The 14,311-nt window shown below is 59.1% G+C and carries 10 protein-coding genes; all 10 read left to right on the top strand.

What is annotated here, in order from left to right; translation table 11 throughout:
- Positions 1-2: 2 nt before the first annotated feature.
- The 10 genes from LDN75_RS18970 to LDN75_RS18925 all read left to right on the top strand — a co-directional run bounded on the left by LDN75_RS18970 (position 3) and on the right by LDN75_RS18925 (position 14,266).
- Positions 3-1,274 carry a glycosyltransferase family 4 protein gene (locus LDN75_RS18970; RefSeq protein WP_223934249.1) on the top strand — a complete coding sequence of 424 codons (1,272 nt, stop codon included), beginning with the start codon at positions 3-5 and terminating at the stop codon, positions 1,272-1,274.
- Complete coding sequence (locus LDN75_RS18965) at positions 1,271-3,001, top strand: glycosyltransferase family 4 protein (protein WP_223934248.1); 1,731 nt, start codon at positions 1,271-1,273, stop codon at positions 2,999-3,001. The genes LDN75_RS18970 and LDN75_RS18965 overlap by 4 nt, the downstream gene beginning before the upstream one ends.
- 21 nt (positions 3,002-3,022) lie before the next feature.
- Positions 3,023-3,910, top strand: coding sequence for an ABC transporter permease (locus LDN75_RS18960; protein WP_223934247.1), 888 nt, complete (start codon positions 3,023-3,025; stop codon positions 3,908-3,910).
- Positions 3,897-4,787 carry an ABC transporter ATP-binding protein gene (locus tag LDN75_RS18955; RefSeq protein ID WP_223934246.1) on the top strand — a complete coding sequence of 297 codons (891 nt, stop codon included), beginning with the start codon at positions 3,897-3,899 and terminating at the stop codon, positions 4,785-4,787. Before LDN75_RS18960 ends, LDN75_RS18955 begins: the two co-directional genes overlap by 14 nt.
- A complete protein-coding gene (locus LDN75_RS18950; RefSeq protein WP_223934245.1) occupies positions 4,784-6,670 on the top strand; it encodes a glycosyltransferase in 1,887 nt (628 codons plus the stop codon). The genes LDN75_RS18955 and LDN75_RS18950 overlap by 4 nt, the downstream gene beginning before the upstream one ends.
- Before the next feature lie 51 nt (positions 6,671-6,721).
- On the top strand, positions 6,722-8,002 hold the full coding sequence (gene wecC / locus LDN75_RS18945; RefSeq protein ID WP_223934244.1) for a UDP-N-acetyl-D-mannosamine dehydrogenase: 1,281 nt from the start codon (positions 6,722-6,724) through the stop codon (positions 8,000-8,002).
- Positions 8,003-8,062: 60 nt separating this feature from the next.
- The gene (locus LDN75_RS18940) at positions 8,063-8,971 is read left to right on the top strand and encodes a hypothetical protein (protein ID WP_223934243.1); all 909 of its coding nucleotides are present in this window, start codon (positions 8,063-8,065) and stop codon (positions 8,969-8,971) included.
- Positions 8,972-9,098: 127 nt separating this feature from the next.
- Positions 9,099-10,055, top strand: a complete 957-nt coding sequence (locus tag LDN75_RS18935; RefSeq protein ID WP_223934242.1) for a hypothetical protein — start codon at positions 9,099-9,101, stop codon at positions 10,053-10,055.
- Positions 10,056-10,057: 2 nt separating this feature from the next.
- Positions 10,058-11,713, top strand: coding sequence for a glycosyltransferase (locus tag LDN75_RS18930; protein WP_223934241.1), 1,656 nt, complete (start codon positions 10,058-10,060; stop codon positions 11,711-11,713).
- 9 nt (positions 11,714-11,722) lie between these two features.
- The gene (locus LDN75_RS18925; protein WP_223934240.1) at positions 11,723-14,266 is read left to right on the top strand and encodes a hypothetical protein; all 2,544 of its coding nucleotides are present in this window, start codon (positions 11,723-11,725) and stop codon (positions 14,264-14,266) included.
- Positions 14,267-14,311: the final 45 nt, after the last annotated feature.

Here is a 14,311-nt window from a genome sequence, read left to right as displayed (position 1 = left end):
CCATGGATACCTCCCTCCCGAGGGACGCGGCTGCCGTAAATCCTCCATTCCCGTTGCGTCTAATGCTGCTCACCCATTCGTATTGGCCGGAGCACAGCCCCCCGCAGCGCCGTTGGCTGTCCCTGACCCGGGAATTCCGGAAGGCAGGCTGGGACGTCGACGTCGTCGCTCCCGTGGCGCACTATCCAAACGGCAAGCGGGATCTGCCCAGGCGAAAGGCCGGATTCGCTTTTGCCCACCAAGAAGGTCCGCACGGCGAAACTATCAGGCGCGTGCCCTACCTCCGGCACCTTGGCACATCGCCACTCGCGCGCTTCGCTGACCAACTCTTCTCCGCTGTGATGTCCGTTCCCATAGGTTTGGGCGGCAAGAAACCGGACGCGATTCTCGCCACCGCGCCGAGCCTGCCGACTCTGGCTACTGGATACGTACTTTCGCGACTTCGCAGGGTGCCTTTCATCGTCGAGATGCGGGATGCCTGGCCGGACCTGGCCCGCGACGCGCGAATCGTGCAAGGCAGCGTCAAAAGCCTGGTGGAGCGTGTGGTTGAGTTCGTCCAGCAGCGGGCGGACCTGGTTGTCACGGTTACCGACGGCTTTGCAGAGACCCTGCGGGACCGCGGCATCAAGAACGTCGTCACCGTGAGCAATGGCCTCGATCTAAACTCCATGCCTTTCCTTGAGCCCCCGGCCTTGGAACGGGACGTCTTTCATGCCGTGTACCTCGGGAATCATGGCAAAAGCCAGCGCCTGGACATCCTCATCAGGGCAAGTGCACTTCTGGGCGAGGGATTCCACCTGACATTGGTAGGTCACGGCACCAGCCGTCCGCAATTGGTGAAACTGGCCCGCGAACTCAACGCGCCCGTGACCTTCTTCCCTTCATTGCAGGGGCAGGCAGTCATGGACAAATACCGTGAAGCCGATACGTGCATCGTCTCCCTGCGAGATGACTGGAAGTCGTTCGAGACCACTGTCCCGTCCAAGACCTACGAGGTTCTGGCCATCGGCAGGCACGTCACCGCCGTGGTTCGGGGTGAAGCTGAACGCATCATCATTGAAGCCGGCGGAGGCGACGTCGTCGCGGCGAACGCAGAAGCAGTGGCGCAGCTATGGCGGGAGCTTTCCGAGGACCGAAGCAGGCTGGCCTCAGGCACCAGCGGACGAGACTGGGTCAGGGACAACGCCGACTACGCGCAGCTGGCCCTGCGATACATGGACTCAATAACCTCGTTGATCAGTCCGGAGCCAGCCGATGCTCGGGGGACTAAGTGATCCAAATCCTCAAGAACATTGCGCTGACTGCAGGAACCGTGTCAGAGCACCTCACCGAGTCGCCGTTTGTTTTGTTCCTCCAGGTCCTTCGCCGACTGCCGTCCAGGATCGTTAGGCCGCTGGCTCGCTTCGTGGCCAGGTTGGCGCCCAATTCCGCCCGTCCTCTCTTCCTGCTGGCCAGCCACGCTGCGGGGGACACTGCTGGACTTACCCGTCGGTTTGAGCATGCTGTCCGCGCCGGCCTTGATGGCGAACGCGCCCGAAGGGCTGCAGAAGTAGCCATCGCTGCCGGCCAGCCAGCGTGGGCGGATGTCTTCCTGCCCCTCGCCGCAGGGGCGACGCGGACTCCGGCGACCCTCGCCAGGCGCAAGTGGTACGACGGCGACATGAGTGGCGCCGTCGTCGTCCTCGCTGGCGAGCCGGGCGGGACTGGAAAACAGCGGCAGCGGCTTGAGTCCGAAGTCCGCGTCTTCCAAGGGTGGCGTCCGCAGCTGACTGCGTCTGCAGTGAAACCGCAACCGCGCAGGGTCCTGCACCTGCTGACGAATTCCGTGCCGCACACCGGAAGTGGCTATGCCCGGCGCAGCCACTCGATCCTCACCGCCCAACAGGACGCCGGTTGGGAAGCCATGGCCGTAACCCGCCTGGGTTACCCCGTGCAGATCGGCGCCTTGACAGCGCGCCAGTATGACGTCGTCGATGGCGTGCGCTACGAACGTCTCTTGCCTGCCCGGATGCAGCCATCCATGCATGGTCGCTTACAGCAGCAGGCCGAAGGCATCTTGTCCCTTGCCCGAGACTTCAGGCCGTCGGTTCTCCACACCACCACACACTTCGTCAACGGCCTGGTGGCCCGGGAAGTTGCAAAAGCCCTGGACGTCCCCTGGGCCTACGAGGTCCGTGGGCAATTGGCTGACACGTGGGCCTCGACGCGCGGCGAGGAAGCTCGCCGGAGTGAACGGTACAAGCTCTTTACCGAACGCGAAGCCGACGTCATGCAGAGCGCGGACCTCGTGGTGACGCTCGGCGAATCCATGAAACACAACATCGTGGCCATGGGCGTCCCGGACAGCAAAATCCTGATATGCCCCAACGCCGTGGGCGGCGCGTACCTGGAAGAACCGCTTAATCACGGCGATGCGCGGCGGGCTTTGGGATTGGACCCGGACGGGCTTTACATCGGGACAGTAAGCAGCCTTGTCGACTACGAGGGCCTCGACGATCTGGTCACTGCATTTGCGCTGCTTGCGCCACGACTGCCACAGTTGAAGCTGGTTTTGGTCGGGGACGGCACTGCCGCGCCCGCGCTTCAGGACCAAGTCCGGCGCTTGGGACTATCGGAACGGACCATCTTCACGGGGCGTGTCCCTCCGGAGCAGGCTCGCCTGTACCACTTGGCGCTGGATATTTTTGTGGTTCCACGCAAGGACTTGGCTGTTACCCGGGCCGTGACGCCGCTCAAACCTGTGGAGGCCCTGGCCGCCGGCCGGCCTGTGGTGGCCAGCAACCTGGACGCCTTGCGGGAGATAGTGCACGACGGCGTAAACGGCAGGGTGGCGAACGCTGAAGATCCCGGGGGACTGGCTGAGGTGTTGTACGAATTGCTTGATGATGACGGTTTACGGAAGCGGCTTGGCGCCGCGGGCAGGCAGGAAGTATTGGCCACGAGGACGTGGCAGGCAAATGCCCAGGCATACATCCGGGCTTATGAAAATTTGGGCGTCTAACTACGTAAGGAGGGTCAGCTGATGTCGGCGAAGAAAGCACTACTGCCCGAGCCAGCACTGGTACAACCACTGGCTGTGGACATGCGCCGCCTGACGCGCGTTGGTGCGCGCCCGGGCTTTCTGGACTATCTGGTTCAGCTCTGGGACTTCCGTGAGTTCATTTTTTATGACGCCCGCGCCAGGGTGCAGAGCGGCACGCGACGAGACCGCTTGGGTAGCGCATGGTTGCTGCTCAACCCGATCTTCAACGGCCTGACGTACTACGTTATTTTCGGCATCCTGCTCCAGACCAGCGGCGGCATTGAGAATTACGTCGGCTATCTGGTGATTGGAATCTTCATATTCCAGGGCACATCGGGAGCCATAACAAGCGGTGCCCGTTCCATCCACAGCAATAAGTCCGTGGTCCAGGCTTTCAATTTTCCCAGGGCCACTTTGCCGATCGGCATGAACATCCGGGAAATGATGTCCAACGTGCCGCTGATCCTCGCGATGCTTTTGATCATTACCCTGATCCCGCCGGTCGAGAAAATCACGTGGCTGTGGCTACTGATCATCCCGGCACTTTTGCTTCAGTCAGTCTTCAATCTTGGCGTGGGACTGATTCTGGCCCGCATCATTTCGCGCGTCCACGATGCTACCCATCTACTGCCGTTCTTCATGCGCGCGTGGATGTATGGCTCCGCAATCTTCTACTCCTACGAGAAGTTCGTGACACACCCCGACCTTCTTGCCGTTCTAAAGATGAACCCGTTGTTCAACGTCATCGACATCCTTCGGGATTGCATCCTTTACGCCGAATCACCCACCTGGCAGTCCTGGGCGACCCTGGCCGTCTGGGCATTGGGTGCACTTCTTGTGGGTATGGTCTTCTTCTGGCAAGGGGAGGAGTCCTATGGTCGCGGATGAGCAAGTCCTGGAGGTTGAAGGCCACCCGTGCGTGGTGGTTGACCGTGCTGCGATGGAATACCGTGTGGTCACAACGGACTCGGAAGCAGTTGCGCAAGAACGCCGGGACACCAGTTTCCTGAGCCGGCTGGGCCGCAGGCCAAACACCGTGACGGTACGCGCGCTTTACGAACTGTCCTTGGTGGTTGAACGCGGCGAGTCCGTGGGAATCATCGGCCGCAACGGCTCTGGCAAGAGCACTCTGATGAAACTCATAAGCGGTCAGATGCGTCCAACCTCCGGAGCGATCTTCGCTTCAAGTACACCGATCATGCTCGGTGTGAATGCTGCGCTGATGCCCGACTTGTCCGGGCACCAAAATGTGGTCCTCGGCTGCCTAGCCATGGGCATGAGCCGGCAGGAAGTCGAGGCCAAGTTCGCGAGCATCGTTGAACTCTGTGGGCTGGAAGATTCCATTTACCTGCCCATGAAGTCATATTCATCGGGCATGGCCTCGCGACTCCGCTTCGCCATCGCCGCGAGCATCGACCCCGAGATTCTTCTGGTGGACGAAGCCCTGAACACTGGTGACGCCCAGTTCGGCGATCGAAGCAAGCGTCGGATGGACCAACTGCGCGAACAGGCTGGCTGTGTCTTCCTGGTCAGCCACTCCCTGGACACCATCACCAAGATGTGCAGCCGGGTCCTCTGGCTGGACAAGGGACACCTGATCATGGATGGCGAACCGGAAGAGACCGTTCGCGCTTATCAGGACTTCACCGGTAATTTGGCCAAGGGAAACAACCTCTCCGCTGCACGTGTCCGCGACGAAGCTCGTGCCAATCTGCAAATGACTGAAGTCCTGGCAAGGAGCAAGATGCGCAGGAGCCGGGCATGACGGGTTTGATTTCGAATGTTCGTACCGCGGCATGGCATCTCCGGCATGGCGGCCTGTCACAGTTGCGATCGTGGTACCGCCGCCAGCGCGCACAGTCCCCGAGCGGCGTGCGGAACGCGCAGGGGACCATGCTCCGCAGCGGGCTTTCCTTTGCGCCCTTCGAATACCCCTCCGTACCTCCCCGCCGAGATGACCTCACAGTGGGCGTCATTCTGGATGACTTCTCCGGCAAGGCTTTTGCCTATGAGTGGAACGTGGTTTTCCTGCAGAAGGACACTTGGCTGCAGCAGGTCAAAGAACAGGCTGTTGACTTCGTGTTCGTCGAGTCGGCCTGGAATGGCAATGCCGGTTCGTGGCAGTACCAGCTCTCGGGGCCTAACGGACCCAAGCCCGAATTTCTTGAGCTGATCCGATGGTGCCGCGAGCAGGGCATTCCCACCGTTTTTTGGAACAAGGAGGATCCGCCCCACTTCGAGGACTTCCTTCCGGCGGCACGTGAGTTTTCTTTTGTCTTCACCTCTGACGAGAACAAACTCCCCGATTACCGGGAGGCCTTGGGGCATGACCGGATTGCGGTCCTGCCTTTCGCGGCCCAGCCTGCCATCCACAACCCTGTCCGGCCCTCCAACGGCCGGCATTCCCGGGACGTCGCCTTCGCCGGCATGTACTTCGCCCACAAGTACCCGGAACGCCGTGAGCAGTTGCAGCTCCTGCTGGATGGGGCGATCTCTGGTTCTTTGAAGTTCAAGAACGGTTTGGAGATCTTCTCGCGGCAGTTGGGCGGTGACCCGGACTACCAGTTCCCGCCTCCCTACGATTCGCACGTCGTCGGGTCACTGACGTACGACCAGATGCTGACGGCATACAAGTCGTACAAAGTGTTCCTCAACGTAAATTCCGTTGTTGATTCACCGAGCATGTGTGCCCGCCGCATCTTCGAGATCACAGCTGCTGGAACGCCTGTAGTCACCACGTCGAGCCCGGCCCTTCCCAGGTTCTTCCCTGACAGTGAAATTCACAGCGTGGACACCACTGAACAGGCCTCGGATGTTATCAAGGCACTCTTGCGAAGTACCGAACTCAACGATCGCTCGGTGCACCTTGCCCAGCGACGGATCTGGGCGGAGCACACCTATGCCCACCGCGCAGAGGAAGTCGTGGCGGCTGCTTTGCCTCGCAGGTCCCAGCCTGTTGAACCCCAGACGGTCAGCGCGCTGGTTTCCACCATCCGCCCCCAACAGTTGGAGCACGTCTTCAGCACCGTTGCTTCGCAGCGCGGAGTGGACGTTGAACTGGTCCTCCTGACTCATGGGTTTACACCTGAGACCTCCACGATTGAGGGGCTTCGCGAGAAGTACAACGTGCCCAAGTTGACTCTTCTCGAAGCGCCGGAATCGCTCAGCTTGGGAGCTTGCCTGAACCTTTGTGTCGCGGCTTCCAAGGGCTCGGTTCTCACCAAGATGGACGACGACGACTACTACGGTCCGGACTATCTGAAGGACCAGTTGAACGCACTCATGTATTCCGGCGCTGACGTGGTGGGCAAGTTCGCCCACTTCATGTTCATCTCAAGCCGTAACGCTGCTGTGTACCGCTTCGGACACATGGAACACAGGTTCAGCCACATGGTGATGGGTCCAACGATCATGGCGAACCGCTCTGTCTTCGAAAAGAATCCATTTGAGGAGAGAAGTCGCGGCGAGGACACAGCGTTCCTCAACGCGGTGACCGAATCAGGGGGACGGATCTACTCCTCCGACCGATACAACTACTACCAACTCCGGAACGGCTCAGGACACACTTGGACTGCTTCCGACGACGAACTTCTCGCCTCCGGAGAGGTCAAGTTCTGGGGAAACCCTGCAGAACACGTCACGCTCTAGCCAGACTCACGATTCTTTAAACAGCTGTAAACAAAAAAGGGGAACTTTGCTTTGAACACCATCAATCGAGTGGCCGTCATCGGCCTCGGATACATTGGCCTCCCGACGGCCGCCATCCTTGCAACCAACGGGATCGAGGTAATTGGTGTTGACGTTAACCAGCGTACGGTTGACGCCGTCAACGCTGGACAGGTCCCGTTCGTGGAGCCTGACCTCGGAGTCCACGTCTCCGGCGCCGTGAGCCAGGGCCACCTGAGCGCCAGCACGTCAACTCCCCAGGCGGACGCCTACATCGTTGCTGTGCCCACGCCGTTCAAGGAAGACCGCTCCGCTGACCTGAGCTACATTGAGGCCGCAGCCCGTGGCATCGCGCCTCAGCTCCAAGGTGGTGAGCTCCTGATCCTGGAATCCACCTCCCCTCCCGGCGCCACAGAGCACATGGCCAACTACATTCTGGACCTCCGGCCGGACCTCAGCCTTGATGGTTCCGACTCGAAGCCTGCCATCCTCGTGGCACATTGCCCTGAGCGAGTCCTTCCGGGACGGGTCATGATTGAACTCGTCACCAACGACAGGATTGTGGGCGGCATGACCGCTGAGGCAGCAGAGAAGGCCAAGCATCTCTACGCCGTCTTCTGCCAGGGCGAAATCCTCACCACGGATGCCGTCACCGCTGAAATGGCCAAGCTGGTGGAGAACTCCTACCGCGACGTCAACATTGCTTTCGCCAACGAGCTTTCTGTCATCAGCGACAAGCTGGGTATCGACGTTTGGGAACTGATCCGCCTGGCCAACCACCACCCGCGCGTCAACATTCTGCAGCCGGGTCCTGGCGTCGGTGGACACTGCATCGCCGTGGACCCGTGGTTCATTGTTGCAGCGGCTCCCGAGGAATCCCGCCTGATCCGTACGGCACGTGAAGTCAACGACTCCAAGCCGGAGTGGGTCTTCCAGCAGGTCCTGGCCGCTTTGGAGACGCTGCCCGGCACGGCAGAGGTGTCAGTCCTGGGACTCGCATTCAAGGCCAATATCGACGACCTCCGCGAATCACCCGCCATCGAGATAGCAGCACACCTCGCCGACGCCCTGCAGGATCGTCGTATCAACGTTGCCGAGCCGCACGTGGAAGAACTCCCCAAGCAGCTGGCTAATCGCAGCAACGTTGAGCTCGTTTCGATCGAAGATTCGATTGAGCGCTCAGAGGTTGTTGTTGTCCTGGTGGACCACGATGACGTCAAGGCCGTTGCGCCGGAGCTGCTGCAGGGCAAGATCGTCATTGATACGCGTGGTGCGTTGACGCTTGAAACCACGCCGGCGTCAATCGCTGTCTAAGTTCCCCCAGCTGGTTCCACTTGTTTGCAGCTTCAGCGAGCGAAGACATGAGAGTTGAGAATGACGCGCGCACGAAATATTGATCCGAAGGTCCATGCGATCACGGGCTATCCCTCCATTGGTGCCTTCCTTGCCGCCCGTGAAATCAGGGGTGGCTACCATGTGATTGATCATGGGGGATTGCCTATTGATGTCCTGGTCCAGAACCGCGGGCACAAGACTACGGCCGTTTTTCTCCATGGCGCCGTGCGTCCGGAGTACAGGCTGCCCATGATTGCTGGCCTTGGCGTCTCCCGTGAGGTTGCCGTCAACAGGATTTTTATTTCTGATCCCAGCCTCATCATTAGCCCCACCATGAATCTTGGTTGGTACGCGGGTAACTCAAAGCAGCGCCTGCAGCAGATTCTCCAAGACATCATTGCCAAGATTGTTGGGGCGTTTGGCAGCGAGCGGCTCGTCTTTTTCGGTACCTCTGGGGGCGGGTTTGCGTCCCTGTACTATTCCTCGCAGTTCCCGGGTTCGCTGGCCATCGTTGCGAATCCTCAAACAGACATTGCCAAGTACGAGCCCATCCCAGTGGCCAACTTTGCCGAAACATGCTTTGAGGTGACTGGTAGCGATGCCATGGAGAAACTTCCTCACAGTGTGACCACCGACCTCGTGAAGGTGTACAGCAAGCCACTGGAGAACACGGTGGCATACATGCAAAACAGCACCGATAAGTTCCATATTGAACGTCACAGGAACCCGTTTGTTGAGAATTTGCATTACAGCAATGCCGTTTTGGAGTTGATGGGTGACGATTGGGGAGACGGCCATGCAGCCCCTCCCAAGGCGCTCATCACAGATGTTTTGAACGTAGCGGCAAGTGATGACTGGGCGGCAGGACTAAAGGGACTGGGTTTTGCACCGCCGAGCTTCGAAGGCATGGACACGGCAACGCGTCGAGGACGGCGAGTTCGCGAGTAGCCCCCTTACGAACTATGGCCGACGACGTCGAGGCAGCCCCAGCCGGACGACGACGCACGGTGCGCAGAAAACTAAATACTTCCCAGAGCACTTCGATGCACGAAACGACTTAACGGAGCATTGCAGAATGTTAAGACTCAAAAATGACTCACCGCTAACCAGGTTCCTCCGATCGCCCCGGGGGATTCTTGGGATAGTAGTCGGCGCCCTGATTTTCGCTGGCGGCCTTATTGCGTATTTTGAATCCGGAAACCTGGGATTTTTCCTGGTTATCCTCGGGTTGGCAGTAGCTGTTCCCGTCCTCTTCGAAGGAACCCACGCAGTACGGCGTTCGCTGAACACCGCGCGGCAGACTACTCAGAAGACCGCGGAGCAGACGCGCGCCGCGATATCGAATATCGCGAGGTCGGCGGATTCGATCGACAAGCGTGTTCGCCTGAACGAAGCTGACGTGGCCAAGCTAGCGTCCACAGGAAGCCATTCCAAACACGTCGTCACGGAATCACTCCAGCCGCTGGAGCAGATTCGCGATTGGGTCGGGATGACGCGCCAAGCAGAGGGCCGGAACATTTCGATTGCCGCCGCGAGCGGGATCTTTGAGTCGATCAGTCACCATTTGCCCGCAACGGTGGTTCATATCGGCTCCGGAACCTCCACTGCGTGGATCGCAAATTGCCTGGCGCATCTTCAGCCGAGGCCCTCGCTGGCCGCGGGATTGGTTGACTCGGACGAGGAACTTGCCGCTTTCCGTGCAGTTTCCGGTGCAGCCCAATCGGACGAGCGCTCAACGTGCAACCTGCTTCCCGCCGGGCCCGTTCCGGCGGCGTCCCTGTCCGGCATTACGGCACACTCGGCGGACATGGTGGTCATCGACTTCGGCGGTATCACCTCAGGGAGTGTATTGACTGACAACATCCCGGGACTCTATTTCCATTGGCTCCGGCCCAACACACCCGTGGTTATCGTCGATTCGACAGCGATCGATGTTCGCCCGGCCGTCCAGGCCTTCCTTGAGGCCCATCCTCGACTCTATGTAAAGACCATGTCGAAGTCGTACAACCGCGCAGAATTGATTGGAGCGTGAAAGTGACGAACTCGAGCGACGTCCACCTTGGCCTGAATAACCTGGTAAACAATTCGTTTGGGCAGGAGATCTCCTACGGTCTCCCTGCTTCCACCCGCGATCTTCCGTCCGTTGGCGTGGTCCTGGACGAATTCTCTACGCAATGCTTTGCCCCTGAAGCGCGGCTCTGGCCGATATCTGCAAGGGATTATGCAGAGGCATTGGACCGTCTTCGTCCTGAAGTCCTCCTGGTTGAGTCTGCATGGAGTGGGAATGATGGTGATTGGGCCTTTCAGATCACCGGTCCCAACGGTCCCAGACCCGCCTTCTATTCACTGATCCAGGAGTGCCGCCAACAAGGCATCCCTACGGTCTTCTGGAACAAGGAAGACCCACCCCACTTCGAGGAATTCCTGCCTGCGGCCAAGGAATTCGATGTGATCCTGACGTCCGAAGAGTCGCTCATTAAGGACTACGCTGCCGCAGCGGGGCATGAGAACGTGGCAACTCTGCCATTCGCCGCGCAGCCGCGTATTCACAAGCCGCTCCGCGACTCACAGTCCAACGTGGGAAACGTAGCGTTCGCCGGTCAGTACTTTGCACACAAGTTCCCCGAACGCCGTGAGCAAATGAACCTGTTGTTCCCGCCTTCGGCAGAGCTCGGATTGTCGATCTACTCCCGGGCACTCGGCGGCGACCCGAACTACGCGTTCCCTGAACCATACTCACAGTTCGTTGTGGGTTCCCTGCCCTACGCCTCTATGGTGAAGGCCTACGGTCACCACAAGGTCTTCCTGAACGTAAACTCTGTTCCGCAGTCCAAGAGCATGTGCGCGCGGCGGATCTTTGAGCTGAGCAGCAGCAAGACCGCCGTAGTCAGTGTCGAATCAGAGGCCATTTCAGGGGCCTATGCCGCCGACGAAGTCTTCACGGTGAGAACGCAATCCGAGGCAAAGGAAATTCTCGGGCGTCTTGTGAAAGATCATGACTTCCGCGAGCGAGCCACTCACAAGGCTTGGCGCCGCACCCTGGAGCAGCACACCTACGCCCAGAGAATGCGGCAGATCTACTCCATGGCCGGGCTTGAGTGGAAAGTTCCTGGAGACGGTGTCACAGCTGTTCTCGTTTCGTCCTCGTTGTCTTCCTTGGACCGGCTCATCAGCCAGGCCAAGGAACAGACAGTCGAACTTGAAAACGTTGTGGTGGTTTGCCGCGTTGGACTGCAAGACTCAGAAATTCGTGAAGTATTGGAGCGCAGGGGAGTTGCCGAATCTGCTGTCATCCTCAGGACTCCGCACGACATTAAGAGTTTCCAGCCGGCTTCCCCATTCGTAGCCGTGTTTTCTGAAGCCTTTGATTATGCTCCCAACTACCTCAGTGATTTGCGGCTCTACACGCTTCACCACGACGAGTCCCGCGTTACTGGCAAGGCTGTTACCGGCACCGCCAGGAAACCGGATAGCGCCTATATTGGCGATGGCTGGCCTGAAGATACCGAAGGCTTCCGCGTCCTCTCTGGTGCATGGATATCGCCGGCGTCAGCTGACTGGAAGCCTCTCCTCGTGCAGGAAGCCATGGCTCCCGGCTCGCTGTTTGAGTCTTCCGAGCTGGTCAGTATCTCTGATCGGTTCAATGTCCGCGAGACCTCTACCAGTTCAGATCCGTCCTGGACGGTTTAGGGAGACATCATGAAAATTGCTTTGTTTGATGGCATTGTCGAAACGCACGTCGCGAGTTCCCTTGAGCGGGCCCTCGTGGCCGCCGGTCATACCGTTCTGAACACGGGTAAGGTCGGCCACGGATACAAGTTCGCGACTGATCCCGCCCAGTTGCACGTCCTCAACGCAACTCTGGACAAGGTCATCGACTTTCGTCCTGACGTGATCTTCGTCTTCAGGCCCGCCAGCTTGCCGATGCCGTTGCTCGAGCGGGCAAAACGGACTGGGGCGCGCATGGTTGCGTGGCTCTCGGATGATCCCGTCTTGTGGGATCTCTCCTACGGGCCAGTAGTCGATAACTACGATGTGGTTCTCCACTGTGGCACTGCCAGGGTTTTGGATTTCTATGAGTCCATGTTTGGTCGTCCCACGGGTATCAACTTTCCGTTCTGGACGGACCAAGCCGCATTCCCCTATGTCTTCGGCTCTCAGCCGCGGGAATCCGACGCAATGTTCTTGGGCAACGTCCATGACGAGGTTCGTCGCACCAGATACTTCGATTTGGGTTCGCTCTCTTCAAGTATCCGTATTCATGGCAGCGTGGGTCGCGACTACTATCACATCGGTGGCGGGTTCCTGGATAGTGACGAGGAAGTGGTTGAGGCAGGTGCCAAGACCGGGCTTGCGATCAACATTCCGCAGTATTTCCGCGACCACCTGGGCCTCGAAACCTGGTTTGACGGCTTGGATAAGCTTGGCTTCTTCCAGTATCCGAGCCGAGTAATCCAGTACGCCGCAATGGGTATCCCGATCGTCTCAGTGACGCCGGACGCCGACGATTTGGCCTCTTTCCCCGAGATCATCTGCGTCGATTCGATCGCGCAACTGGATGTCACCCTTCAATCCTTGCTCGCATCTTCTTCCTTGGAAGATTTGAGCCACTCAACCCACGATCGGTTCCTCCGTAACTACTCCGCTGCGGCCCGTGTCATGGCTTTGGAATCCGTCCTCTCCGACGATTCCTGGAAAGACTTGGACGCTACTGAGCGCAGCCTGTGGTTCACGCAGTTTGACGCGGTCGAGGCCGGCCGCGAGCAAGCTGAGCCCATGCCGTCCCCGGAGATTGCTGTTCCCAACGAGCGCATCGAATTAAGCGCCACTACGAAAGCTCGCTCAATTGCGGTTCTGGGCGTCGGATTCCGGAGAGTGACGTCCACTTCGTCCGTGGCCATGAGAGCGCTGCAGAATCTGGGACACAACGTAGTCGCGCTCGACCTCGCTCAGTACAAGAGCGTTCTTGTACCGGATCCGAACAACGAGTTTAAGTTTGTCATCAACGCTGCCAAGTTCATTAGCTCTGTCAAAGAGCTTCCTGAATTGCTCATCATCTCGGCGCTTGATTGCAGCGTTACGGAATCGGGAAGGGACGATCTGCTCGCGGCAGGCGTTCGGCTTGCGGTGATCGGGGATGAGCACGCCAAGGGTGGCGAGAAGGTTAAGCGCTTGGCGTCCAGGGTGGATTACCTTGGCATGTTGAACGAAACTGTGGCCTCGGGACTCGTGAACGATGGTTTCGAGTCTGTGGAGCACCTCCCGCATCTGGTGGACCATGCGTTCCGGGTTGCGACGGACGAGGTACGCGAACGACAAGAACGCGTGGTAGTTGCCGGAAAGCGGAGGCTGCACCTTAACAAGCAGGCTGCAGCGTTTCGCGACTTGGCCGACTGGCCTTCGGCGGAACTCTTCATTGAGGAGTCACCGGAAGAATTCGGCGACCTTGATCTGCTAGCGGCTGCGCTGAAGTCCACTGTTGTTGTCGCGCCCTTTGACGCGAGTATTCCTGGTCCGCTGCCAAGTGAAGCTTTGCCGTTCGCCATGGCGTCAGGGTCCCTGGTGGTGGTGCCCCGCGGAGTGGGTACCATGAACATCGCTCCTGCTGGCATCGCCTCAGTGTCCGTTCGGGAGAAGGGCGAGTTGGCCATGAAACTCGCAAGGTTGGCCTCGTCCAAGGCGAGCACCGACAGAATCCTTGCTGCCGCCCGAACTGCGGTCTTGGGGCCGCTGAACGCTGAACGAAGGTTTGAGGGACTGCTGGCGCACGTTTTCGGTGCCGAAGCAGCAGCGTCCGACGTTCCGCAGGTTGATGGCGACAACGGTTTTGGGGGGCAAGAAGGCAATTGGACGCTCGGTTATGACCGCAGGTCTTTGGTGGTTACCCACGAGCTCATCAGGGGTAAGGGCACTGACCTGGTTGCAACGGTGGCTCACGCCATAAGCGATGAGTCAGCTGGATTGTATATGCTAACCGTCAACGTCGGTAAACATGTGGCGTACGCAGAGGTGCTGAAGAAGTCCCCAGCTAGCCGGAGTCTGCGTGTCCATGTTCCCAAGAACCAGAAAACCCCCGAGGTAACCTTCGCAATCGTTCCAACGTCAAAGTCCCTGAAGGTCCGGCCCGCGGCGTTTCCATCGGCTGAGATCAGCAACCTTGAATGGGCCGGTGCTCTTGGAAATGTGAATTCATTGGTGACTCTTTCTACCTCACCGTGGGGCACCGGGAGCGCCCACCGCTAATCGGTGACTGCTGACATAGAAAGACGCCTTCTGCCCAAGCCAGGG

Origin of the sequence: Arthrobacter sp. StoSoilB5 (genome assembly GCF_019977235.1) — a bacterium.
Classification (GTDB): Bacteria; Actinomycetota; Actinomycetes; order Actinomycetales; family Micrococcaceae; genus Arthrobacter.
The sequence above is the reverse complement of the archived record's forward strand: the minus strand, read 5'-3'. Positions and strand labels throughout refer to the sequence as shown.

What these genes read in the sequence shown, in the direction of transcription:
- LDN75_RS18970 (WP_223934249.1), top strand. Translation starts at nt 3, where the DNA reads ATGGATACCTCCCTCCCGAGGGACGCGGCTGCCGTAAATCCTCCATTC.
- LDN75_RS18960 (WP_223934247.1), top strand. Translation starts at nt 3,023, where the DNA reads ATGTCGGCGAAGAAAGCACTACTGCCCGAGCCAGCACTGGTACAACCA.
- LDN75_RS18955 (WP_223934246.1), top strand. Translation starts at nt 3,897, where the DNA reads ATGGTCGCGGATGAGCAAGTCCTGGAGGTTGAAGGCCACCCGTGCGTG.
- LDN75_RS18950 (WP_223934245.1), top strand. Translation starts at nt 4,784, where the DNA reads ATGACGGGTTTGATTTCGAATGTTCGTACCGCGGCATGGCATCTCCGG.
- LDN75_RS18940 (WP_223934243.1), top strand. Translation starts at nt 8,063, where the DNA reads ATGACGCGCGCACGAAATATTGATCCGAAGGTCCATGCGATCACGGGC.
- LDN75_RS18935 (WP_223934242.1), top strand. Translation starts at nt 9,099, where the DNA reads ATGTTAAGACTCAAAAATGACTCACCGCTAACCAGGTTCCTCCGATCG.
- LDN75_RS18925 (WP_223934240.1), top strand. Translation starts at nt 11,723, where the DNA reads ATGAAAATTGCTTTGTTTGATGGCATTGTCGAAACGCACGTCGCGAGT.